Raw genomic sequence first — 24,324 nt, 5'->3', positions numbered from 1 at the left:
TTGGTGGTGCGGGTGCTGGTGGTGCTAGATGAACTGGCGGCCGCCGTCGACGACCATGGTTTGACCGGTGAAGTACGCACTGTCCGGTCCGGCGAGGAACACGGCGGCTCCCACGATGTCCTCGGGCTGACTCGCCCGCTTGATCGCGCCGCGGTCGACGCCGTACTCCTCGGCGTTGTCGATGAGTCCGTAGCTGGCCTCGGTGAGGGTGAACCCGGGGGCGATCGCGTTGACCGTGATCCCGCGCTTGCCGAGCTCCTTGGCCAGCACCCGGGTGAGCGCGACCACGCCACCCTTGGAGGCCACGTAATGCAACCACTGCTCCGAACCGCTGTAGACCGTGGCGCTCGAGATATTGATCACCCGACCGCCCTCCGGCAGGAACGGGCTCGCCGCTCGCGTGACGAGCCAGGGCCCCTTGAGGTTCACGTTCATCACCAGATCCCACTCGGTGGGATCGATGTCCTCGAACGGGCTGCGGGTGACGGTGGCGTACACGGCGGCGTTGTTGAGGACGACGTCGATGCGACCGCCCCCGAACTCGGCCACGTTCGCCGCGAGTGACTCAGTGGATTCGACACTGGTGACGTCGGCGCGGAAGGCCGCGGCATCCGCGCCCGTCTCGCGGACCAGCCGAGCAGTTTCTTCGGCGCCGGCGAGGTTCACGTCGGCGACCGCCACCCGGTAACCGCGGCCGGCGAAGCCGAGCGCGAACGCTCGACCAAGCCCGCCGGCCGCGCCGGTGATCAGGATGGTGCGGGGAGCGGAATCAGCCATGGCTGTGGCTATGTGCTCCAGGTCCGGAAACGAGTAGTTCGCCGGCATCCGCGTCGTCCAGAATCTGCACCGTGCCCTTCGTGCCGTCCACGCGCAGGCGCTGGCCGGTCTTGATGGTGGTGGATGCCGATCCGGTGCCGGTCACGGCCGGCAGGCCGTACTCGCGGCAGACGATCGCGGCGTGGCTCATCATGCCGCCGATGTCGGTGACGGTGGCCTTGATCTTGCCGAAGATCGGACCCCACGACGGAGCTGTCACGGTGGCGACGAGGATCTCGCCCTCCTGCACCTCGGACAGCTGGTCGGCGTCGTGGATGACGCGAGCGAGGCCTTCGACGACACCGGGGGATGCCGCCATGCCGCGCAGGCCGCCGCCCTCGACCGCTTCGCCCTCGCCGAGCCAGGACTGCACCTGCTCGGTGGTGATGCCCCAGAGCATCCGGGTGAAGGGTTCGGTGATCGACGCCGGCGGGGTGTTCAGCGCGGGGGCCGGTCGGGCCGTCTTCAACGCGTCCACGATCTTGCGGCGACGCTCGATCTCGTCGGGCCAGTAGGTCGGGCCGATCGGCTCGGCACCGACGCCCCAGCCGGTGACCAGGTCGAAGAGCGCATCGCGCACCTCATTGCGGCCGAGGTAGAGCAGGTCGTCTGGTTCGTTCCAGAAGCCTTCGGCGTGCAGCATCCGCGACAGCTCGCGGATCTTGCGCCAGAAGACCCCCATCGTCCAGTGCTCGATGTAGAAGTTGTGATTCTCCACGTACGGGTAGGCCATGGCAGCGAGCCCGCGCTTGGCGTCGAACGTGGCCTGGGCCTCGCCGTCGAGCAGCTCGCGATACTCCTGGATGATCCGGTCACGCTCGGCGATGAGTTCGGCGACCGGTCGCATGATCGACTGGCCCGCCTCGAGGCGACGGATGTAGTCGGCGATGTAGCCGAGCGGGATCTCCTGGTGTTCGTTCCAGTACTTGTCGTGGCCGTAGAAGCCGTTGCCGACGGTGAAGTTGAACCAGGGGTCCTGCGCCGCGTCGTACTGGGCGATCCAGCGGTCGCCGCCGGGGGCGGCGGCGATGGTGGCGAGGGTGGCCTCGACGTCGTCGGTGTTGCCGAACTCACCCTGCAGTCCCAGTTCTACCGCGAGAGTGGCGAGCTTCTTCAGTTCGTCATCCGGCCGGAACAGCTCCATGTCCACGCCCTGCACCATGGTCGCGATCGACTGGTCCGGGATGTTCGGGAAGACCTCTTTGCAGAAGTTGAAGAAGTCCAGGTAGGCGATGTAGCCGAGGTTGAGGAACTCGAAGTGGTACTGCCAGTTCTGGTACGCCAGCTGGATCAGCTTGTCGTAGCTGTCGAGCAGAACCTCGGAGCCGTCCTTGGCCTTGCCCGACACGATGTCCTCCATGGGCACGAGGTCGGGCAGCTTCCTGAACGAGATGCCCTCCATCTCGTCGATGGTGCCGCGCACCTTGACGCGCCACTGGTCGAGCAAGCTCTCCCAGTTCTGGAAGTAGTGCCCGATGCGCTGTTCGAACAGCGGCACGCGCGCGGCGATCTGGTCCTCCGGAACCGGGATCGGCGACATGTAGAGGTAGCCGAGGTGCACACGGAACTCGATGCCGTTGGCGTTCGGGATCATCAGGTGGCGGGAGTTGTACTGCCCGAGACACTTGACCGCGAACTCGCCGCCGATGGTCTCGAACGGCTTGAACACGGTCGGCCAGTGCTGGCTGTCGCAGAACCAGAACTTCGCGTCCTCCTGCTCCTTCAGCTTGTCCTGGAAGACGAGGTAGTACGGGTACAGCTGCTCCCATCCTTCGGCGCCGGGGGGCACCGGAAGGTCGGAGGGTTTGGGGAAGGACTTTGGCATGGCGATCCTTTCGGGTGTGGCTCGACGGTGAGCCGTGAATGGAACAGGAGGGTGGAACGTCAGGTGGTCGGTTTCAGCAGCGCCGAGGTGATGCTGCTGAAGGTGAAGCCGCCGGTGGTGGGCTGTGCGGTCGGCACTGGCTGGGTGACCGGCTTGCTCGAGTGCACCGTCTCTGGCCGGGACTGCAGCAGCAGCAGGTTGTCGCCGTCCGACAGGTCGGCGTCCAGTGCCCACTCGATGTCCTGCGGGCAGCCGTAGTGCTTCTCGGCTCGCTTGGCCATCTGGGCCACGGCCAGCAGCTGCTCATCGCTCAGGCTGCGGACGGCGCGTCGGGCGGGCTCGACTTCGTGTTCGACCAGGGCGTGTGCCTCGGCATCCGGAATCAGCTCGATGTGCTTGTCGCCCAGGTGTTCGGTGACCAGGGCGAGGGTGACCTTGTCGAGCAGGATGTTGTCGGGGGTGACCAGTCCCGATACGACCAGCTCGCCGACGCCGTAGGAGGAGTCGATGGTGATCTTGGAGCGGTCGCCGTTGGTCGGGTCGAGGGTCATCGCGACGCCGGACACCAGGCTGTTGACCATCTTCTGCACGACCACCGCCATCGACAGTCCCTCGGCGGGGATGTTGTTGCGCAGCCGATAGATGATGGCACGCGAGGTGTACAGCGATGCCCAGCACTTGCGAATGTGCTCGGTCACTGCGGCGATGTCGGTCAGCCAGAGGTAGGTGTCCTGCTGGCCGGCGAAGGATGCGTCGGGAAGGTCCTCCGCGGTGGCGCTGGAGCGCACGGCGACCGGCACGGGGCTGTCGAAGCGGGCCTGCAGTGCCTCGTACGCGCCGATTGTCTCGGCCCGCAACTCGGCCGGAACGGGGCACGAACAGATTGACTCGCGGATGTCCGCGGAGACCTGGTCGACCTGGGTGATGTCGTCCGGGTCGAGGTCGGCGAGCAGCTGCTGGATCTTCTCGGTGATCCCGGCCGCGCGCATGAACGCGTCGAACTGGGCAGTGGTCACGACGAACCCGGGAGGCACCGGCATCCCCGCCTCGGTCATGGTGACCAGGGAAGCGCCCTTGCCGCCCAGCTGGTCGAGCCGGGGCTCGATCCCGCCGTCGAAGAACTGGACGTACTGGTTGCTCTGCATCACGCCGCCTCCCAGCTCACCGGCACCGACTCGGGCACCCGGAAGGAGATGTTCTCGCGGAAGCTGATCTGTTCGGGAGCGCGCAGCTTCAGCTGCGGTGCGAGCCGGGTGGCTTCCTCGAGCACGATCTTCGCCTGCAGCTTGGCCAGCATGTTGCCGAGGCAGTAGTGGATGCCGAAACCGAACGAGAGGTGCTCGCGCGCGTTCGGGCGGGCGATGTCGAAGTCCTCACCGTTGTGGAACTTCTCGGCGTCGCGGTTCGCGGAACCCATCAGCAATAGCAGCCCGGCGCCTTCCGGAATCTGCACCCCGCTGACTTCCGCGTCCTTCAGTGCCTTGCGCCGCCAGCCGACGATCGAGCCGGAGTAGCGCAGCACCTCGTCGATCGCGGCGGGGATGCGCGTGGGGTCGTCGACCAGTTGCTGCCACTGGTCCTGGTGGGCGAGCAGGACGCGCAGGGAGTTGGCAATCAGCGTGGTGGTGGTCTCGTGGCCGGCGAAGAGCAGGCTGTAGACCACCGAGGCGATCTCGTGGTCCGAGATGTCGGCGCCCTCGGCCTGAGCACGCACCAGGTCAGCGGTGAGGTTGTCGCCGCCCTCCTCGTGTGCGACGCGCACCAGCCGCAGGCACTCCTGCCAGTACTCGACCAGGTTGTGCGCGTGCGGGATCTGCTCCTCGTCGCTCAGGTCGCCCCAGGTCATTGCGGCGCGGGAGTCGCTCCAGCGCTTGAAGGTGTCGACCTGCGAAGTGTCCGCGCCGATGAGGGAGAGGATCGTGATCGTCGGCACGTCGTACGCCACATCGCGGAACACATCACCCTGGTTGTCGGGCCGGGCGAGCATCTTCTCGATGAGCTCGATCACGTTCTGCCGGATCGCCGGCTCCAGCGCCTTGTAGCGACGCGGCGTGAACGCCTTCTGCACGACCGCGCGGATGCGTGTGTGCTCGGGTGGGCGGCGGGCGGACAGCCCGGAGTACGCGGTGAAACCGCCGTCCTCCATGATCTGCTTGGCCGCGGCGCCACGCTCACGCACCGGAGCCTGGGCGTTCTCGCTCGAGAAGGTCTCCCAGTTCTCGAAGACCGTCTTGATGTCGTCGTAGCGAGACACCACGTAAAGGCCGATCCGCTCGTCGAACATGACCGGCTGCTCGGCGCGGAGCTCGCTGTAGGCGGGGAACGGGTCCTTCATTTCGAACGGTTCGTAGCCGTGATGCCCCGCCGGCGCTTCCGCTCCGTGCGCTACTGGGCAGCGGCCCACCGTCTCCGTTGAGGTCGACATCTGAACTCCTATGTTCTTTTCCCGTGCGAGGTCGGTCCCCATAGTGAACCGCACAGGTGAACGGAAGATCTGCCAAAGCTTCCGTCCAGTGGAAATGACTTTCGAGGCTAGTCGCGAAGCGCGGACCCTCGTGCGAGAAACGCCTCGAGGGGGATATGCGCGGTCGCCCCCTCGATCTGAGTGGACACCCCGAGCAGGGTCGGCAGGTGCCGTGTCATCGTCGCCGCCTGCGTCGACAGCATCACCAGGCCAAGCCCGGCGCCGACCCGGCCGGTGTGGAACACCGGCACAGCAATCGAGCAGGAGCCCAGCCGGACTTCTTCGAGGGTGGTCGCATAGCCCTGCTCCCTGATCTGCGTGAGCTCGTCGGCGAATCGACGCGGGTCGACATGCGTGTGCGGGGTCCGATGCTCCAACTGGCGATCCAGGTAGGCGCTGCGCACCCACTCCTCCTCGAAGGCGAGGATCACCTTGCCCACCGCGGTCGCGTGCATGGGCAACCGCCCGCCGACCCGCGACGCGCGCGGCACGCGCTTGGAACCGTAGACCCGGTCGATGTAGAGCACCTCGTTGCCTTCGCGGACAGCGAGGTGAGCCGTTTCGCCCGTGAGGGAGAACAAATCCTGGATGAATGGCCGCGCGGTCTCCCGCAGCGGACGCCACGCATTCTGGGCGAGCTCCCACAGGCGGATGCCGAGCTGGTAGCGGCCGTGCGTGCCGCGGTAGAGCAGACCCCAGTCGGTCAACTCGCTGACCAGCCGATGGGCCGTGCTCAACGGCAGGTTCGAACCCTCGGCGATCTCGGTGAGGGAGAGCGCACCCCGCGATTTTTCGAACGCTTCAAAGATGGCGAGGACCTTCGTGGTCACGGTCCGTCCGGGCTCGCGGTTCCGGCCTGCCATCGGCGTCCCTCCCTGCGTCGTGAAGCGTGGCGTCAGCTCGCGGAACCGCCGCCCTCGAACGGCCACCCGGTGTACGCCTCGGCGAGGTACTGTCGGCCCGCCCGTGAGGAGACTACCGACTCGAGCTCGCCGCGACGGCGCCGTTCGTCGAAGTCCGACGCGTCGGGAGCCGAGTGCAGCATGCTCGTCATCCACCATGAGAAGTGCTGCGCCCGCCAGATCCGCTTCAAGGCCCGCTCGGGGAACTCGTCGAGCCCGGTCGTGGAGCCGGCGCTATAGAACTCCTGCAGCGCCTGGTTCAGCAGCCGCACGTCGGCGACCGCGAGATTCAGCCCCTTGGCACCCGTGGGCGGCACCGTGTGAGCGGCGTCACCGACCAGGAACACCCGGCCGTGCCGCAGCTGGTGGGCGACGAAGCTGCGGAACCGCAGCACGTCGCGCTGGAAGATCGGCCCCTCGATGAGACCGCCCCCGGTTCGCAGCTGCAGCGAGTCCCATATTTCGGCGTCGCTCATCGAGTTCGGATCGAGTTCCGGGTCGCATTGCAGGTACATCCGCTGCACCGTGTCGCTGCGCTGACTGATCAGCGCGAAGCCATGCTCAGAGGCGCTGTAGATGAGCTCCGGTGCGCTCGGCGGCGCCTCGCAGAGGATGCCGAACCAGGCGAACGGGTACTCGCGGAAGTAACCGCCGGTCGACGACCCAGTCACCGCCTCACGGGCGACGCTGCGTGAACCGTCAGCACCGATCACGAAGTCGGCGACGATCTCGAATGGCGCGCCTTCCGCGTCGGTGCCGATAATCCGCGGGGCGTCGGTATCGGCATCCGCAACCCGGCTTGCCGTGACCCCGAACCGGATGTCGCCACCGTCACGAAGGCGGGTCGCGATCAGATCCTTCAACACCTCGTGCTGCGGGTAGAGCCAGACCGCGCGGCCGACCAGGTCGGCGAAGTCGATGCGGTGCCCCTCGCCGCCGAAGCGGAACTCGACGCCATCATGCCGGTGTCCCTCGGCGAGCACCCGGTCGGAGGCGCCGGTCTCGGTGAGGAGCTCCACCGTGCCGTTCTCGAGGATGCCGGCGCGGATGGTCTGCTCGACTTCTTCACGGCTGCGGTTCTCGATCACGATCGAGTCGATGCCCGCGCCGTGCAGCAGGTGCGAGAGCATCAACCCGGCAGGACCTGCGCCGATGATGCCGACCTGGGTGCGAACGGTATTCGTCACGATGTCTCCTTCGACGGTGAGTTGGCTCGACGGTGAGCGTGCTGTTCTGGCCATTCTCGGTGTCCGCAGCTGCCGACCGGTGGCCGATTCCCATTCAATGAGAAATGAAATTGCTCTCTCTGATCGCCTGTGTGATCCCCGTCGCGGCCTGTTGGAGCACTCGCACAGTGGTGGATTGCTCCTCCTTGCCACGCGGCAGCACCACCGACAGCGCTGCGATCACGCCGCCGAATGGGTCCTTCACCGGCACTGCGATGCCGGTCGACACCGATTCGATGGAACCCGGTGCGAACGCGTACCCGAGCTGTCGCACCTCGTGCAGTTTGTCGCGAAGCACCCGGGGGTCGGTGATCGTTTCGGCCGATGCGGCCTGGAGGGGAGACGCCAGCACCAGCTCCTGCAGGGCTGGATCGGCATGCGCCAGCAGCACCAGCCCGGATGAGGACGCGTGAATCGGCAGACGACCGGCCACCTTGGTGATGTTCGCCCCGGAACCGCGATCCGACAGTCGCTCGATGAACAGCACCTCGTTCGCGTCGAGCACAGCAAGTTGGGTGTGTTCGCGGATCTGTCGCTGCACGTCGGTCATGAACGGCATGGCGAGCTGCCGCAGGCCGAGCGCACGCGATCCGCGAGTGGTCAGTTCCCACAGGTGCAGGCCGATCCGGACGGTGCCGGCTTCGTCTCGTTCCAGGAGGCCGGATGCCTCCAGCTCGCCCACGATCCGGTGGGCACTCGAGACGGGAAGCCCCGCGCGGCGGGCGATCTCTGTCGGAGTTTGAGTGGTCCGGCTGCTGTTGAATGTGGCGAGAACGCGCACGATGCGCTGCACCATCGAGTCGCCGGACGGGGAGTTCGCCATCTCAAAAGCGTCTCATGGGGCGGGCCAACCGCTGGCGTTACGCCCGCCGCCCAAGCCCAGCGCGCCGCGCCGATTCCACTGCCTCCGCCCGTGTGGCAACGCCGAGCCGGCGCGGGATCGCGGCAAGGATATTGCGCACCGATTTCACGCTGAGGTGGAGTTGCACGGCAATGCCGTCGGCATCCAGCCCCGCTGCGAGCAGGTCGAGCACTTCACGCTCGCGCTCGCGGAGCTCCGGCAGCGGTGGCTCCCATGGTCCCGATGAACCCCGAAGCAACGCGGCGGCGTGGGGGGCGATGCTCGCGCCGAACAGAAGTTCGCCGCGCGCAGCGGCCTGGATGGCGCGGATGAGTTCGTCAGGCTCCGCGCCCTTGAGGACGTAACCGAGCGCTCCGCCGTGGAGGGCCTCGGCGACTGACTCGTCCGCGTCGACCATCGTGAGCAGGACGACGGCGACCTCGGGTGCGCGGGTCCGGATCATCCGGAGCGCCTCGATCCCGCTCCGCCCGGGCATGCGGATGTCGAGCAGGAGCACATCGGGCGCCTCGGTGACGGCGAGTCTCACGGCCTCATCGCCGTCGGCGGCTTCGCCGACCAGCTCGATGCCGTCGACAGTGGCGAGCATGGCACGTACGCCGCGTCGGAACAGAGCGTGGTCGTCGGCGATGCCGACGGTGATGATCGGGGTCGTGCTCATGCGCTCTCCTCCTGAGCGTTCGGTCCGGTCGGCAGGCGCGTCCGCGCGAGTGTCCCGTCGCCATTTCTCGTCAGGCGTTCGAAGGATCCGCCCAGTTCGGCGGCGCGCTGGCGGATCGATTCAGTGCCCACCCCGTCGATCGGCGAGATCACGCCCCGGCCGTTGTCCTCAATTTCGATCACCAGCTCATCGCGGTCCATGTGAATGCGCACCGAGCATTCGGTGCCGCCCGAGTGCCGCAGCGCGTTGGACACGCATTCGAGTGTGATCGCGTAGGCAGCCGACTCAACCGATGCGGACAGCGGTGGAAGGCTCGTACCCGACTCGACCGTTAGTGTCATTGGCGTCTGCAGCCCGCGAGTGAACGCGGTGACCGCCCCGACAAGGCCGAGGTCGTCGAGCGCCGGCGGTCGGAGTCCGTAGACGATTCGCCGGATGGTGGCGACCGCGTCGCTGACTTGCTGCCGCGCGTCGCGCACGTAACCGGTGGCGGCCTCCGGGTTCCGGCTGGATTCGTGTTCGGCGGCCCCCAACGTCATCACCGCCGCCGCGAGCGTGGGACCGACGTGGTCGTGCAGGTCGTCGCGCACACGGCGGCGCTCATCCTCGCGTGCGACCACGAGCGCTCGCCGCGAGTCGCGCAGGTCCTCGGCGAGCCGGTTCGCATGGAGGACGGAGGCAAGGTGCGCGGCAACCGGGGCGATCGCCTCACGCTGTGAGGGTTCGAGCATCGCACCTGGGCGCCGGGGTGTCAGCACGAGCCATCCTTCAACGCTCGAAGCGTGCAGCAGGGGAAGCCAGACGTCGCCGCCAGCGTCGCGTTCGGATTGGCCGGGGACGGATCCGACGACTCGCGCCGTGCGCCATCCAAGCGCCGCGGCGACCGCATCCGCGACCGACTCAGGTGCCCGATCGAGGTCCGCGGCAATGGCGAGGCTCGCTCCGAGGTCGCCGAGCGCGCGCTGCCGGTCGGCGGTGCTCCCGGTCAGCAGCCGCCGCACCAGCGCATGCACTCCTGCGGCCAACGGTTGCAGCGCGAGTGCGACAACCGTGACGGGCACCGCGAGCGCGACAGCGGGCTCGGCGCCGAGAGTACCGAGCACCAGCGCACCCGCGATGAACACCCCGAGCGCCACTGTGGTCACGGCCGTCGCGGACAGTGTGCGCACGATCGACGGCGCGGTTCCCCATAGTCCGCGGCGAAGCACAGCGCCAGCAATCGCCATCGGCATCGCGAGGAAGGCGAGCATCAGAAGCGTCTGGAGTGCGAGGTCGACCAGCGTGCCCACCACGACGAAATCGGTGTTCTGCAGAATCGTCGCGAGCGACAGCACCAGGATTGCGCCAGCGAGCGCGGACAGGGCTCCGCCCATCACCCGGCGCCTCTCGGGCGGCGCAGTGAGGAGGTTGGTGATCAGCGCCGACAGCAGCAACCCTGCGGTGACGAGGGTGAGGGTCGGCGCCAGCCATCCCGGCAGTCGCAGAAACAGGCCGAGCCAGGGAAGGATGGCGAACACCACGGACGCCGCAACCGCCGCCCAACCGATCCTTGTGCGGATGATGCCATCGGGAAAGCTCGCCACCCACCACGCCACAAGCACAATCGAGCCGTCCACCAGTGCCGGCAGCCACGCGAGTTCCGGGTTTTCGACAGCGAGCGCCGGAATCGTCTGTGGGAAGGCCACCCCGATCGCGATGAGCGCGGCGGCCCCAACGAGTGCACCGGCATTGCTGCTGGAGCTGCGCAGGAGGAGGGCCGCAACAATCAGGCAGGCGGCCGTGATGAGCACCAGCATCGCGAGGCCTGCTGCGGCGTAGCCGGGGAGGGAGAGTCCAATGCTTTCCAGGCGGGACGCCGCCGCTGAGGTCGCGGTGCCCGCGGGGCAGTGGCTGCCATCGCAGATTGTCGTGTGCAAGCGCCACGCGGCAGGAAGCGAAGCGACCACCGCCACGGCGCCACCAAGCAGAATCATCCAGAGCACCCAGGGGACCGCACGGGCGACACTCGTCTGCGCGCGGCCCCCCGTTGTCGGCATGGCCGCAGTGTAGCGGCGAGGCATCGAGCCCGTCAGGATCTCGGGTGGGATCGCGCGGTGAGTGCAACACCTGTCCAGATCAGGGCGAGCACGATCGCATTGAGCAGGACGAAGAACATCACCGGCACGATCAGTGCGACGCCAACCCCGACCCACCATGGCCACACCGTGCGCCGAATCGAGCCCAGGATGCCGACGAGGAGGAGACCGAATGCCATCAGGCCGATCACAATCGTCGCGATGAGCTCTGGCGCCTCCGCGCCAGTGATGATTACCCCGAACATGACAATCCCTGAGGCCAGCAGGCCCAGAACCGCGGGAAGCCACAAGAGTCGCTGTCGTTGGGGTGCGAGCGCCGAAAGCGCCATTGCGCCGGCGATGAAGGCCACGGCGGCGACTGCTTCGGACGCCAAGCCCAGGCCCGTCGAATGGTCGAAGGTGTCAAGACCGCTGAGCAAAGCCGCGACGCTGATGATGAAGTCCGCGAGCAGGAAGGCGACGGCCGTCCAGGCGGCACTGCGCGCGATGCGGGGCCGCGCCGAACTCGGAACAGCGGTCGGTGCCGGGACTGGGGTTGCTGAGTGGACGGTCACGAAGGATCCTTTCGGTCTGCGAGCGACTCATCGCCCGGTTCTTCGCAATCATCCGGTTGTCGATGTCCCGCGTAGTCGGGATGCGTTCACCGAAATCGGGCACGGTCTCGGCAAGCTCGACCAGCCGACTGGCTCAGCCGAAGGCACTGTGAAGTTCCGTTGAACTTGCCATAACGAAGGCGTAACGTCGCTGCCGTATTAAGGGACCCGGGCTGAGCATGGCCGCCCGTGATTTCCCATTCACACGGCGCCTGACGCCGCATCTCACGATGCACCACGTATCGGCATTCCTTCGGGAGAGAAACGATGAAGTTCCATAAGAAGGGCATCGCCGCACTGTCTATCCCGCTGGCAATTCCGCTAACGCTGGGGATCTCGATCTCCGCAAGCGCGGCAGGAAATGAGCAGCAGGGCAGCGACGAGCCGGCCGCGGATACCGACGACTTCACCTCTGAAGTCCTGGTCAGTGGCCTGAATAATCCATTCGAGATCATCTATGGCCCGGACGGCTGGTTGTGGGTGACCGAGCGGGACACCGGCGAGGTCACCAAGGTGAACCCCGCCGACGGGTCCACAAAGACCATCCTCACCATCCCCGACGTCGTAGCGACACCCGGCGAGCAAGACGGCTTGCTCGGCATGGCACTGCATCCCGGTCTGTTGAGCGGAAAGGCCAGCGGGCACGACAACAACTCGGTGTATCTGTCCTACACGTACGACGGAGACCCTGGCGAAGCGCTCGATCGCCGACAGAGGATTGTGCGCTACACCTACGACGAGGCCACAGAGACACTCGTCGAGCCCACTGAGTTGATCAGCGGGCTGATCGCCAGCGACGACCACAACTCCGGTCGGCTGCTGTACGGACCCGACGACAAGCTCTACTACACGATCGGAGACCGCGGGAACAATCAGGACGCGAATGCGTGCCGGCCGAACCTGGCTCAGCTGTTGCCCACGGCGGAGCAGATCGCGGCTGGGGACTGGACCGCCTATCAGGGCAAGTCACTGCGGCTGAACCCCGACGGGTCGATCCCCGATGACAACCCCGAGCTGAACGGGGTCGTCAGCCACATCTACACGTACGGTCATCGCAACGCGCAGGGGATCGTTTTCGCGCCGAACGACCTGCTGTACTCATCAGAGCAGGGGCCGAAGAGTGACGACGAGCTGAACCTTCTGTCAGCGGGCGGCAACTATGGCTGGCCGTTCGTTGCCGGATACAAGGACAACAGCGGTTACGTCTTCGGTGACTGGTCGGCAGCACCCGGCTGCGGCACCACGGTGCCGTATGACGCTTTCGTCATCCCCGATGTCGTTCCGCAGTACATCGAATCCGACTTCAATGACCCGGCCTTCGTGCAGCCGCTGCGGACCTACTACACGGTTCCCTCGACGCACGACTTCTCGGGCGAAGCCTGTGAACCGTCTGGCCTGTTCTTCATCTGCTACCCGACCATCGCGCCCTCCAGCCTGGACTTCTACGCGCTTGACGCGATTCCCGGTTGGCAGAACTCGTTCCTGATGCCAACGCTCAAGGACGGTCAGGTCTACCGGGTCGAGCTGGCAGCTGATGGGCAGTCGGTCGGTGACAGTGAGCCGCTATGGCGGACCGTGAACCGGTACCGTGACACCGCGATCCACCCGGATGGCACCACGGTGTACGTCGCCACTGACATCGGCGGCCTTGCCCGTGGCACCAACGGCGACGCGACGGATCAGTTGGAGAACCCCGGCTCGATCCTCGTGTTCCACTACGACGGCACAGTCGGCGACTAGATAAGCATCCTGGAGAAAGGAGCAGGAAGAACCCCGGAGACCCGGGGTTCTTGCTCGTGGGGCGGTCTCGGCAAGCTCGACCAGCGGACTGGATCAGCGGACTGCATTAGCCGAAAAAGTCGCCGAAGTCGCCGAGATCGCCGAGACCGTCAAGCAGTCCGCCGATCGCGAGCCCGCCGAGCACGCCGGTGATGACCTGCGATCCCGTCGATCCGTAGGTGCGCGGTGGACCGTACGGCGCGTAGCCCTGCGCCTGCCCCTGCGCGTACGCCAGATCGGCGCGCGCGATGGCTGCAGCTTCCGCGCCCAGTCCGGCCGCGCGGCGGGCTCGCACGATGGCGACTTCGGGATCCCGCTCGTCGGTGATGCCGACGAGCTCGCGCTCCGCCTCAGCCAGTCGAGTTCGCGCATCCGGACCCACCGGAATCTGGTAATCCAGAACCAGGCCACGCGCTGCCGCGATCTGCCGTTCGGCGTCGTCGATCGCGGTGACCAGCTGCGCGCGCATCCGTTCCTTCCGATCCGCCTGCTCGGTGTGCTCGGCGACCGCGTCATCCAAGGCGGTGTTCGCCCGGCGCACCGCCGACAGTGAACCGACCGGGTCGGGCCGCGCGCCGGGCGCCGGCAGCGCGTGGAGCGTTTGCTCGAGGTCGGCGATCGCGGAATCGATGCGTCCGCGGCGGGTCGATTCCGGCAGCTGCCTGGCCGCAGCCAGTTCGGCGTGCGATTCGGCGACCATCGCGGTCAGCGCCGCTTCGGCCTTGATCGCCTCGACTTCGAAACTGTCGATGGCGTCAATCAGCGCTTCGGCCCGCCGGATCGACTCGGCCGCGGCATGCAGCGCCGCGGCCGCGTCCGCGTCACGGGACGCCGCCAGCCGGGATTCGGCGACCTGGGTGCTGCGCTCGGCGAACTCGAGCAGGCCCTCGGCCTGGGCCGGGTTCGCCGCGATCGGCTTGAGCGCGGACTCCGAGTACCGCTCGGCCAGGCTGTCCAGTGCGCTGCGGCTGGGCGGCAACGACTGCCGGAAGCGCTCGATGTCGGCGCGCACGCGCTGGATCTCCGACGGTGCCTTGTGCGCGGCGGCCCGACGGGCGGCGAACGCGGCGGTCTGTTCGGTGAGCGATGACTCCGCCGACTGGCAGAGCGAGACGATGCGCTCGTTCCACTCTTGCCGCTGCTCGACTGTGTCGGGCACGTGATCGCTGAGGAGCTGGTTCAGCTGGAATGCCTCGCTCAACCGTTGGCGCGCACGCTGCAGCGCCGCACGGAACTCGGTGGTCGCCGCGTCTCCGAAGTCGGCAATCGCGAAGCCGAGTTCGTCGTCAGCCAGGCGGATGCGCTCATCGGCTCGCACGAGCGCCGACCCTGCACGCTGTTCCAACTCGGTCAGTTGTGCAGCGGCCTGACTCTCGCTCTGCAGTCGTCGACGTTTCGTGCGCGTCCGGATCACCGCGACGAGAGAAACGACCCCGATGGCCAGCACCGCGAGGACGGCGGCGACGAGCACGAGGACCAGATCCATGGTGCGATCCTAGGGGCGACACCTGTTGAGACGGATGGCCTCTATCGATTGAGCTCGGACTGCCGGGCGTCGGATGCCCCGTCCACCTCTTCCGGCAGCTCCGAGACCGGCACCAACACCATGTCCTGGATCTTCCAGTCGAGGTCGGCGCAGCCGGCGCGCGCTTCCTCCAGCATCGCAAGCGTCGGGGTTGTGTCGTGCTTGGGGATGACGAACGACTCGACGTGCAGCACGTGTCCTTCGTCGCGCACGCGGGAGCCGGCATCCTGCACCCATGGCAGTCCGCGCAGGTGTTCGTCGATCTTCGTGATCACCGGGTGCGGCTTCTTGTCATCGAAGGTGGTTGCGCGCGTGTCCATCAGGTCGGTGATGGCGCCCTTCATGTTCTTCACGCCGTCCCAGAGAATGCTCGACGCGATGAACAGTGCGGCCGCGGCATCCGACCACCAGATGCCAAGCCCGATGCCGGCCACGCCGACGATGCCTCCGACTGCGGTCATCCAGTCTGCCTTGTTCATGTCGGCGTCGGCGTAGAGCACCTTGTCGTGCAGCTCTTCGGCGAGTTTCATCTTCACGCGGCCGAAGTAGATCGGCAGTGGGATGGTCAGCGCCAAGGCGCCCATCATCAGCCAGCCGAGCCAGAACGTCACCCCGAACAACTCGACCGTGCCGATCGGCGGATGCTCCGCAGTGAGCAGGCCCATCCCAGAGTCGACGAGCAGGAACGTGCCCATCGTGGCAAGCGCCACACCGGCCACCAGATGGGCAACACCGATCGACCGGTGGTAGCCGTAGGGATACTTCGCCGTTGGTGGCCGGTTGATGATCCGGATTGCGAGCAGGAAGGCGATCGGCGGCAGGAACGAGAGCAGGTCCTCGACCCAGGCCGCCTTCATGGCCTGCGAGTTGCCGAGCACGAGGTAGATCATCGTCACGGCGACGGCCAGGAAGGCGATCGTCAGCCACTCGATCCGGATTGCCCTGTTCAGCACTTCGAGCTGGCGGGGCGGCAGCTCGGTGCGTCCGAAGCGGCGGGTCATGAGCCTTCCTCCCCATCGAGCAGGAACGTCTCCAGTTCGACCAGGAACCTGTTCTCACCCATTGGCACCGCCATCACATGCTTGCGCGTGCCGTGCTCATCACTCGTCTCGGCGTACGGGCGGGTGATTGCCGCCTTGTCGATCCACGGTGTCTGATCGGTGAGTCCGCCGATCACCAGGTCGAGCTGGTCGTGTTCCAGGCGGCGGATCAGCGCTTCTTCGCCGGCCATCGTCCATTGAATCTCTGCGTCGAGTTCGTCGGCGAATCTCTCCACGAGCGCGACCTCTGTGCCTTCGAACTGGTCCTCAGTTACCTGTTCGGTCCACGGTGAGTTCAGCGAGACACCGACGCGCAGGGTGCCGCCGCTGACGCGGTCGAACGTGCCGTCCGGATCGGTGGGGATGGTGCCGCATCCAGTCAGTAGGGGAACGGCCGCCATGATGATGGCGGCCGCAATTCGGTGGTGCAACCTGCTCATGAGCTTGACCGTACCGGGCACGCCATCCGGGTGCCCGGAAAAATCCCCGGCCTTCTCGGATGATGATCGAATGTGAATGGCTAACTGTGAGTAACGGGATGATGTACTAACACTTCCTGCCGAAAGTGTTAGTAGCATGGGTGGTGTGATAACGGATCCTGTCGACGACGCTGTCGCGGTCCCGCGCGCGTCCTACGAAACGCGAATGTGGACGCCGACAGACACCGGTTACTACTCCCGCGCTGAGTTGGCGAGGCAGCGCGGGGCATACCAGTCGATCGTCCCGGCCGCGATCGCCGATTGGCAGCCGAGCCTTTTCGGAACATGGAGTGCTGACGTCGAAGATGCCGCACGTGCACTCGTGGACTTCGACCTGTACGCCCTGCGCGTGCTAGGCGCTGAGAATCCCGCGGTGGGTCCCATGTCGGCGATTCTTCTCCGTACCGAGAGCGCCTCGAGTTCTCAGATTGAGAACCTCACGACCAGCGCCGAACAGATTGCGCTCGCTGAGATCGACGAGAGCGATGCATCCAACGCGCGGACTGTAGTAGGCAACGTTCGTGCGATGGAAGCGGCACTTCGTCTATCGGATCGTGTTGACGAGGACGCGATTCTCGCCATACACGGTGAGTTGCTCCGGCACCAACCTGGCTCCGAGGAACATGCGGGCCGGTTCCGCAACGAACTCGTCTGGATCGGCAAGGACAATGCGGGGCCAGTAGGTGCCGATTTCGTCGCGCCTCAGCACGGCCGCGCGCCCGCAGCCGTCGCCGACGTCATCGAGTTCGCGCGCCGAGACGATCTCCCCATCTTGATGCAGGTGGCAGTTGCGCATGCCCAGTTTGAGACAATCCACCCGTTCGTCGATGGCAACGGCAGGACGGGACGCGCGCTCGCGCAAGCCATGTTGCGCAATAAACGACTGGTCTCGCACGCAACCGTGCCCATCTCCGCTGGTCTCCTTACCGACATCGGGTCCTACTTCGAGGCTCTATCGGCGTTTCGGCATGGTGACGCTGGACCGATCATCCGCCGATTCGCCGGAGCCTCCCGTTTCGCGGCGGTAACCGGGCGGGACCTCGTCGATCAACTTGCCGCGCAGCTCAGCGATTCACGCGCACTGCTCTCGGGAGTTCGTGCCCATGCGGCCGCGTGGCGCGTCTTGCCGCGCCTGATTGGCCAGCCAATCGTGAACGCGAGGTACCTCAAAGGCGAGCTTCGGATGAATGACATGACTGCTCAGCGCACTTTGGATCTGCTCACCGAGCGCGGCGTTCTGGTGGAACGAACCGGCTTGCGGCGTAACCGCGTGTGGCAACACAGCGGGATCCTTGGCGTCCTCGACCGCTATGCAGAAAACATTCGGCGGAACTCTTGACAGCTCGCCGGGCTTAGCCGATCCACGCCGACGACCATCCTTCGGGTGTTGTTACCCAGAAGGTTGCTGCAGCGGCTGAATCCTGACCGTTTCGACCAACTCATTCCACAGCGCCTGCATCACCGCGGAGTCCCGTTCCCGCAGGCGGGCGACTCCAATCGACCAGCGAAGCTTGGCGCCGCTGATCGGCAGCGCCACGAGGTCGTCCCGCGTTCGGACCACGTAATCCGAGACCACAGCCACGCCGATGCCGGCGGCCACATAGTCCGGGACCTCGGCCGAATTGCCGATCTCCAGCGCAACCGTCCGCTGAAGCCGAGCCGCCGCGAATGCCGCATCCGTCGTGAACCGATTGACCTGACCGGGCGGTGCCTCGACCCATCGACGCTCGGCAATCTGATCCAGTCGGACGCTGCGGCCCTCAGCAAGCGGATCGTCACGGCGAACGATGCACACGAGATCACCCGCTGCCAGTTCCTCGATGACCCGCTCGTCGGCCCTGGTCCCACCCGGCAAGGGTCCCGCGACGATCGCCAAATCCAGATCCGACCGGTGGAGGCGTTCGATGAGCCCTTGGGTGCCGATGGCATCCGACAAAACCCGAAGCCTGACCTGCGGATGTGCCGCGGTGAAGCGCTGCAGCACCCGCGGCAGGGGTACCGGCGCCACCGAACTGATCACCCCTAACCGCAGTTCCCCGCTGAGGCTGGTTGACGCATCCTGGACGAGTCGGCGGGTCAGCGCCTCACGGCGCAGGAGTTCTTTCGCCTCCGGGACGAGCGCCCGACCCGCCGCGGTCAGCACCGCGGTCCGGGCCGACCGATCGAACAACTCGACCGAGAGCTCGCGTTCCAGAATGCCGATGCTGGCACTGATCGTGGACTGGGCCGAGCGCAATTCATCGGCGGCCGCTGCGAACGTGCCGGTTTCAACGATCGCGAGGAATGCCTTCAGCCGTTTTAAATCCACTATGCAATGATCGCATTATCTGATCATTTCAATCGACTTTGACCATTGGACGCGAACGGACGTCCGGAAAGACGATGGATACGTCCAAACCACACACAGCGAAAGAAACGAAAATGAACAAGACCGCCATGACCGCCGAAGAACTCCGCAACACCCTGATCGGCGCGTGGAATCTCGTCTCTTACGTTGAGTGCCCGACCGATGGCTCCGCTGACCGCCATCCGCTGGGAGAGGACCCGATGGGCATCATCATGTACACGCCCGATGGCTTCATGTCGGCCCAGCTGATGAACCCGGAGCGCAAGCCGGTGGCATCCGGCGACTGGTTCAACGTCACCGAGAGCGAAGCGATGGAGAAGTCGATGAGCTACATCGCCTACTCCGGCCCGTTCGAGGTCTCGGACGAAGCGCTGACGCACGGCATGACCGTGTCGATGTTCCCGAACTGGATCGGCCAGACCCAGCCGCGCGTGGTGGAGACGGACGGCAAGAACCTGCACCTGTCGACTGCGGTGCCGATCATGTCCGGTGGCGTCGAGGTCAACTCCTACCTCACTTGGGAGCGCGCCGCGGCGTAGCCGCACATGCTCGGCCTCTACCCGAGGCCGAGCACCCGCATCGCGTTCTGCTTCATGATCATCGGCCGCACGTCGGATTTGATCTCGAGCTTGTCGAAGTCGGCGATCCAGCGGTCGGGCGTGAGCAACGGATAGTCCGATCCGAAGAGCACCCGCTCCTTCAGCAGGCTGTTCGCGTACTGCACCAGGTTGGGCGGGAAGTACTTCGGCGACCACCCCGACAGGTCGATGTACACGTTGGGGTTCTTGGTCGCCACAGCGAGTGCCTCGTCCTGCCAGGGGAAGGACGGATGCGCCATGATGATGCGCAGGTCGGGGAAGTCCACCGCGACGTCATCGAGGTGGATCGGGTTCGAGTACTTGAGCCGCAGCCCGCCAGCGCCACGCATCCCCGATCCGATCCCGCTCTGCCCGGTGTGGAAAATGATCGGCACCTGCAGGGCCTGAATCTCCTCGTAGAACGGGTACACGCTCCGATCATTGGGGAAGAAGGCCTGCAGGTTCGGGTGCAGCTTGAAACCGCGGATGCCGCGCTCGGTGACCAGCCGCCGCGCCTCGGTCACCGCCACATCACCCTTCGCCGGGTCGATGCTGCCGAACGGGATGAGCACGTCTGAGTTGGCGGCCGCGCCGTCGGCGATCTCGTCGTTCGAGATCGCGCGATGGCCGGTCACCGACTCGGAATCCACGGTGAACACCACCGCGGCCATCGAGCGTTCGCGGTAGTACTCGGCGATCTCGGTTAGTTTCGGGATGCCGCCGGATGACTGGAAGTGCGCGTGTGCTCCCGCCATCAACGCATCGGGAAGGGACGCGTGGCCGTGATCGTCGACGTCGATGTGCACATGCACATCGATTGCGCTGATTCCGTCCAAATCGAGCGCCTTCTGTTCGACGCTCATCGTGGCTCGGGGACGTAGGTGAGTGCGTTTTTGTAGGCGCCGACCGGGATCGTGCCCGGCTGCAACGCTTCGGGGCGGATCCGCACCCGCAGTTGCTGCCGCACCTGCTCGGCGATGGCATCCAGCAGCGCGGTCTGCTCGGCGACGGACACGTCATCCCGCACCTCGATCTCTACGGGGATCGGATCGTCGAAGCGCACCTGCGCGGCGCTGTCTTTACGAATACGCATCGCACCAGTCAGCCTTCCCTCGCCGGCGCCCAAGGCGATCTCGCGGATCGCCGACGGGAACACGTTCATCGCCTTGTAGATGAGCATGTCGTCGGTGCGGCCGATGCAGCGCACGGTGGGGGAGGTGCGCCCGCAGGCGCAGTCCACCGCGGTGACCTGCATGTGGTCGCGCGACCGGAATCGAACAACGGGCGATGCTTCCCGTAGCAGCGTCGTGTAAACGGCTTCTCCGGTGGCGCCCGGCTCCCAGGGCACATGCTCGCGGCTGTCCGGGTCGATCAGTTCGACCAACACGCTGGGTGCTGCGGTGAAGTGCATGCCCTGGCCGACGGGACACTCCGCCCACATGGCAGGCAGCACGTCGCCGAGCCCCATGATCTCGCTCACGCGGGTTGCTCCCCAGGCTGCGGCGACTTTCTCGCGGATCTCGGGCACGCCGAGGCCCGGCTCGCCGCCACCGATGATCGTGCGCACCGACAGTTCGGTGGCTGGCTTGCCGAGTTCTTCGGCGACCCGGTCGGCGAAGAAGGTGGCGTACGAGGCCGTGCCGACGAACACATCGACGCTCAACCGCTCGAGGATCGTCGCGGTACGTGGCACGGTCTGCCCTCCGACCCAGGCCAGCGTGCCGCCAGCCTCTCGAATGGCGTCGGCGTAGGCGATGCCGCCGGCAACCATGGGCATGCCCGTGGTCAGTGCGACCACGCTCGGCCGCCGCACTCCGGCGGTGAAGAAGGCGTTGCCGATGCTGTGCTTCCAACGCGCCCAATCGCCCTCTGTCAGTCCGAAGAACACCGGCGTCCCGGTCGTCCCTGACGACGCGATGATCTGTACCAGCTCACCGGTTGGCGCGGCCTGTAGCCGACCGAGCGGATTGCCCACCGTCGTCTCAGCCTGGCTGGCGCGCAGGTCGTCCTTGGTGGTGAACGGGATGCTGCTGAGGCTCTCGACGGAGGTCTGCTCCGAGACATCCGCCCCCTGAAGATGATCCCGCCACGCCTCCGACGCTGCCGACAGGCGCCGGATGAACTCCGGCACCTGCCGTAGCTGCGCCTGCTGCGTCTCCGCCCACGGTCGGGTGTCGCTGTCGGCATCCCAGTGCGCATCAATGGGCATGGCCGACCTCCGTCAGAACGAAGGCACGCTTACCGGGAGATCCGGCCGAGCCGGCGGAGTCCGCCGAGCCGGGCTTGCCGAGCCCGAACACGCTCGCGGCAACCTGATCCATCAGCGGCAGGGCCGCGGCAGCAGCGCGCTTGCGCGTCGACCACACCGTCTCGGGACGGCACTGCAGCAGGATGATGTTCGCCCCGTCGGCCAGTTCGCGGTCAATCGCGAACTCGATGTCCTGCGGGCCGCCCTGCTGCTTCTCCAATGCCTTCCCCAGCCGTGCCAACTCGAGCACCTCGCTGTCGGACAGGCAGAGTTGCGCCTGTCGGGCGTCATCGACCGGTGTCGAGGTCTGCCCATCTAGGTACTCGATCTTCTTGTCGCCGGGGATGCGGTCGAGGATGGTGAGACTCACCTTGTCGACCGCGTACCGGTCTGGAGTGACCTCGCCGCCGACGACGGCGAGCCCGATCCCCCAGCTGGCCTCGACCACGATCCGCGAACGATCGCCGGTTGCGGGACTGAGGGTGAACATGACCCCGGCCGCACGTGCCTTGACCGTCTTCTGAACCACGACCGCCATAGACACCGCCAGCGGAGAGAACCCGCGGTCGTGCGCGTACGCCAGGGCATGGGCGGTGAAACCGCTCGCCCAGCACAGCTTGACGTACTCGACGACCTGCTCGGCGCCGGTGATTCCGACGTAGGTCTCGTACTCGCCGGCGAAGCTCGAGTCAGCAGTGTCCTCCGCGGTCGCCGATGACCGGACCGCGACCGAGAGTTCGGGCACCCCGAGTCGTTCGGCGAGCCCCCGGTATCCGGCGACCACATCCTCGGCGATGTCGGAAGGGACCGGAGTCTCAGCGAAGATCGCGGCGATCTGGCGCTCGGCGTCCGCCAGGCTGTCTTGCGAACTCCAGTCGATCGCGTTGATCACGCGTTCGATTCGCAAGTTCAGCTGCGTCTGCTCGAGGAACGCGCGGTGCACCCGCGTCGACACCGTCAGCCAGGGGGCGACCGGGATGCCGCCCGCGGTCATCCTGGCCAGCCCGAGGGCCTTACCGCCCACCAGGCTCAGGTCCGACGCCTCCGGCGCCGTGGAATCGGTGAGGATTGTCATGCTGCCTCCTCTGCTTCACCGATGATGGTCACCGTGCCGTCGTCGCCGTTCACTCGGATGCGCTGACCGGTCTTGATCCGGCTGGTGGCGAAGCCGGTGCCGACGACGGCGCTCAGCCCGTACTCGCGGCAGACGATCGCGGCGTGGCACATCATGCCGCCGATGTCGGTGACCACTGCGGATGCCACCGAGAACGCCGCACCCCACGATGGGGCGGTGATCGGGGCGACCAGGATCTCGCCCGGCTGCAGCTGCGGCAGGTCCTTCTCGGTCAGGATCACCCGGGCCATACCCTCGACGACGCCGGGGGATGCTGCCGCCCCGGTGAGCGCGCCTTCGCCGCTCGACTGGCCGAGCCAGTCGCGGATGCGCTCGGTGGTGACCCCGTAGTTCATAATCGCGAACGGGTCGGTGATCTCCGCAGGCGGGGTGCCGAGGGCGGGTGCCGCGGCCTGCGAGCGCAGGGCGGTCATCATGCCCTTACGCTCGGCGACTTCCGCGCGCCACTTCTGCACGCCCCGGGCGGGAACGCCGATCACATGCGACTGGACCACGTCGGCCAGCACCTCGTCGAGTTCGATCCGGTTCAGCAGGTACATGTCCTCGGCGTCGGCGAAGAATCCGACCTCGACCAGCCGCGCGGAGAGTTCGCGCAGCTTTTGGAAGAACACCGAGTGGGTCCAGTGCTCGACGTAGATGTTGTGCTCCTCGATGAACGGGAACACCGTGCGCGCAAGCTGCAGCATGCCGTCGAACTGCGCCGCTTCGTCCTCCGCGAGCAGCCCGCGGTATTCGGCGACGATGGCGTCACGCTCGGTGCGTAGCTTGGCGACATCCCGGGCGATCTCCTCGCCGCCCTGCAGCATCTCGATATACCGAGCGATGCCGGCGAAGGGGATGGACGGGTTCGACAGCCAGGTGTCCTGGTCATGCAGGAAGCCGTACTCGGCGAAGTAGTTGAACCACGGATCCTTCGCGGTCTCGAGCGCGTCGATCCACGCCCGGCCGTTCTCGCTGTCACGCAGGCTCGCGATAATCGCCGCCGGGTCATCACCGCTGCTGACGATGCTGTCGACGCCGAGTTCAACTGCCTTACGCGCGAGGCCGCGCAACTCGTCATCCGGACGGAAAGCGAGCACGTCGACACCGGCGACCATCCGGGCTACCGACTGGTCCGAGATCTCGGGGAAGAACTGCTTGCAGGTCTGGAAGAAGGTGATGTAACCGCCGTAGCCGAGGTTGAGGAACTCGAAGTGGTACTGCCAGGCAACGAAGAAGTCGTCGATCAGCTTGTGGTAGCTGGCGATCAGGTCCCACGCGGTCGAGCGGCCGCGGGCCTCGGTGACCACCTCAATCGGTTCGTACTCGGCGAGGGCCGGGAAATCGATGCCGCGCATGGCTTCGACCACCGAGGTCATTTTGTTCTTCCACTGCTCGTACAGCTCCTCCCAGTTGGCGAAGTAGTAGCCGGCGCGCTCCTGGAAGTGCACGAGCCGCTCGTTGATCACGTCCGGGTCCGTGATGCCGGTGGGGGAGATGTAGACGTACCCGTTGACCACGCGCATGTCCAGGCCGAGCGAGGTGGGCAGCGCGAAGATGCGTGCGCTGTTCTGCCCGGCGCCCAGGTAAACCGCTTCGGCGCCGATGCTGTCGAGCGGGTACACCGCGCGCGACCAGTGCATGGTGTCGGCGAACCAGAGGCGCTCGTCTTCGAGCTGTTCGCCCTCGGGCTGCGAGGTCAGGAAGTACGGGTACATCCGCTCCCAGCCTTCGGCCCCGGCGGGCGGCTGGAACTCACGGATAAAGGGGAAGTGGTCGGAGGTGCTCATGGT

21 protein-coding genes are annotated in these 24,324 nt (G+C 66.2%); 3 read left to right on the top strand and 18 right to left on the bottom strand.

Annotated features, from left to right (window positions below; all coding sequences use genetic code 11):
- Window positions 1-24: 24 nt before the first annotated feature.
- From GO591_RS13445 to GO591_RS15810, 10 genes are all read right to left on the bottom strand, one after another.
- On the bottom strand, window positions 25-777 hold the full coding sequence (locus tag GO591_RS13445) for an SDR family NAD(P)-dependent oxidoreductase (protein ID WP_157157286.1): 753 nt from the start codon (window positions 775-777) through the stop codon (window positions 25-27).
- Window positions 770-2,641 (bottom strand): PEP-utilizing enzyme, encoded by a 1,872-nt coding sequence (locus tag GO591_RS13440; RefSeq protein ID WP_157157285.1) that lies wholly within the window; start codon window positions 2,639-2,641, stop codon window positions 770-772. Before GO591_RS13440 ends, GO591_RS13445 begins: the two co-directional genes overlap by 8 nt.
- Window positions 2,642-2,700: 59 nt before the next feature.
- Complete coding sequence (locus GO591_RS13435; RefSeq protein WP_157157938.1) at window positions 2,701-3,786, bottom strand: PEP/pyruvate-binding domain-containing protein; 1,086 nt, start codon at window positions 3,784-3,786, stop codon at window positions 2,701-2,703.
- Window positions 3,786-5,066 (bottom strand): cytochrome P450, encoded by a 1,281-nt coding sequence (locus tag GO591_RS13430; RefSeq protein ID WP_157157284.1) that lies wholly within the window; start codon window positions 5,064-5,066, stop codon window positions 3,786-3,788. The genes GO591_RS13435 and GO591_RS13430 overlap by 1 nt, the downstream gene beginning before the upstream one ends.
- 107 nt (window positions 5,067-5,173) lie before the next feature.
- Window positions 5,174-5,968 (bottom strand): IclR family transcriptional regulator, encoded by a 795-nt coding sequence (locus GO591_RS13425; RefSeq protein WP_157157283.1) that lies wholly within the window; start codon window positions 5,966-5,968, stop codon window positions 5,174-5,176.
- 32 nt (window positions 5,969-6,000) lie between these two features.
- Window positions 6,001-7,194 carry a 4-hydroxybenzoate 3-monooxygenase gene (locus tag GO591_RS13420; RefSeq protein WP_255446911.1) on the bottom strand — a complete coding sequence of 398 codons (1,194 nt, stop codon included), beginning with the start codon at window positions 7,192-7,194 and terminating at the stop codon, window positions 6,001-6,003.
- 94 nt (window positions 7,195-7,288) lie between these two features.
- Window positions 7,289-8,056, bottom strand: a complete 768-nt coding sequence (locus GO591_RS13415; protein WP_157157281.1) for an IclR family transcriptional regulator — start codon at window positions 8,054-8,056, stop codon at window positions 7,289-7,291.
- Window positions 8,057-8,093: 37 nt separating this feature from the next.
- Window positions 8,094-8,753 (bottom strand): response regulator, encoded by a 660-nt coding sequence (locus tag GO591_RS13410; protein WP_198295480.1) that lies wholly within the window; start codon window positions 8,751-8,753, stop codon window positions 8,094-8,096.
- Window positions 8,750-10,789, bottom strand: coding sequence for a sensor histidine kinase (locus tag GO591_RS13405; RefSeq protein ID WP_198295479.1), 2,040 nt, complete (start codon window positions 10,787-10,789; stop codon window positions 8,750-8,752). Before GO591_RS13405 ends, GO591_RS13410 begins: the two co-directional genes overlap by 4 nt.
- A 32-nt stretch (window positions 10,790-10,821) precedes the next feature.
- A complete protein-coding gene (locus tag GO591_RS15810; protein ID WP_198295478.1) occupies window positions 10,822-11,382 on the bottom strand; it encodes a hypothetical protein in 561 nt (186 codons plus the stop codon).
- Window positions 11,383-11,688: 306 nt separating this feature from the next.
- Here GO591_RS15810 and GO591_RS13400 point away from each other — a divergent pair, with 306 nt between their 5' ends.
- A complete protein-coding gene (locus GO591_RS13400) occupies window positions 11,689-13,161 on the top strand; it encodes a glucose/sorbosone family PQQ-dependent dehydrogenase (RefSeq protein ID WP_157157279.1) in 1,473 nt (490 codons plus the stop codon).
- Window positions 13,162-13,267: 106 nt separating this feature from the next.
- Here the strand turns inward: GO591_RS13400 and GO591_RS13395 are convergent, their stop codons facing one another.
- From GO591_RS13395 to GO591_RS13385, 3 genes are read right to left on the bottom strand one after another with little or no spacing between them, the layout of a single operon-like run.
- Window positions 13,268-14,686, bottom strand: coding sequence for a hypothetical protein (locus tag GO591_RS13395; protein WP_157157278.1), 1,419 nt, complete (start codon window positions 14,684-14,686; stop codon window positions 13,268-13,270).
- A 41-nt stretch (window positions 14,687-14,727) separates the two neighbouring features.
- Window positions 14,728-15,726 (bottom strand): cation efflux transmembrane domain-containing protein, encoded by a 999-nt coding sequence (locus GO591_RS13390; RefSeq protein ID WP_157157277.1) that lies wholly within the window; start codon window positions 15,724-15,726, stop codon window positions 14,728-14,730.
- The gene (locus GO591_RS13385; protein WP_157157276.1) at window positions 15,723-16,205 is read right to left on the bottom strand and encodes a transporter substrate-binding domain-containing protein; all 483 of its coding nucleotides are present in this window, start codon (window positions 16,203-16,205) and stop codon (window positions 15,723-15,725) included. The genes GO591_RS13390 and GO591_RS13385 overlap by 4 nt, the downstream gene beginning before the upstream one ends.
- A 205-nt stretch (window positions 16,206-16,410) precedes the next feature.
- Here GO591_RS13385 and GO591_RS13380 point away from each other — a divergent pair, with 205 nt between their 5' ends.
- A complete protein-coding gene (locus GO591_RS13380; RefSeq protein WP_157157275.1) occupies window positions 16,411-17,583 on the top strand; it encodes a Fic family protein in 1,173 nt (390 codons plus the stop codon).
- A 51-nt stretch (window positions 17,584-17,634) separates the two neighbouring features.
- Here the strand turns inward: GO591_RS13380 and GO591_RS13375 are convergent, their stop codons facing one another.
- A complete protein-coding gene (locus GO591_RS13375) occupies window positions 17,635-18,552 on the bottom strand; it encodes a LysR family transcriptional regulator (protein WP_157157274.1) in 918 nt (305 codons plus the stop codon).
- A 113-nt stretch (window positions 18,553-18,665) separates the two neighbouring features.
- On the opposite strand from GO591_RS13375, the gene GO591_RS13370 reads away from it, so the two are divergent.
- Entirely contained in the window at window positions 18,666-19,130 is a 465-nt protein-coding gene (locus GO591_RS13370) for a lipocalin-like domain-containing protein (RefSeq protein ID WP_198295477.1), read from the top strand.
- A gap of 17 nt (window positions 19,131-19,147) precedes the next feature.
- Here GO591_RS13370 and GO591_RS13365 read toward each other — a convergent pair whose 3' ends face one another.
- From GO591_RS13365 to GO591_RS13350, 4 genes are read right to left on the bottom strand one after another with little or no spacing between them, the layout of a single operon-like run.
- Window positions 19,148-20,032 (bottom strand): amidohydrolase family protein, encoded by an 885-nt coding sequence (locus GO591_RS13365; protein ID WP_157157273.1) that lies wholly within the window; start codon window positions 20,030-20,032, stop codon window positions 19,148-19,150.
- Window positions 20,029-21,378, bottom strand: coding sequence for a phenylacetate--CoA ligase family protein (locus tag GO591_RS13360; RefSeq protein ID WP_157157272.1), 1,350 nt, complete (start codon window positions 21,376-21,378; stop codon window positions 20,029-20,031). Before GO591_RS13360 ends, GO591_RS13365 begins: the two co-directional genes overlap by 4 nt.
- Entirely contained in the window at window positions 21,368-22,492 is a 1,125-nt protein-coding gene (locus GO591_RS13355; RefSeq protein WP_157157271.1) for a PEP/pyruvate-binding domain-containing protein, read from the bottom strand. The genes GO591_RS13360 and GO591_RS13355 overlap by 11 nt, the downstream gene beginning before the upstream one ends.
- Window positions 22,489-24,321 (bottom strand): PEP-utilizing enzyme, encoded by a 1,833-nt coding sequence (locus GO591_RS13350; RefSeq protein ID WP_157157270.1) that lies wholly within the window; start codon window positions 24,319-24,321, stop codon window positions 22,489-22,491. Before GO591_RS13350 ends, GO591_RS13355 begins: the two co-directional genes overlap by 4 nt.
- Window positions 24,322-24,324: the final 3 nt, after the last annotated feature.

The organism is Diaminobutyricimonas sp. LJ205 (genome assembly GCF_009755725.1).
Lineage (GTDB): Bacteria > Actinomycetota > Actinomycetes > Actinomycetales > Microbacteriaceae > Ruicaihuangia.
This window is presented reverse-complemented; position numbering and strand designations above follow the sequence as displayed.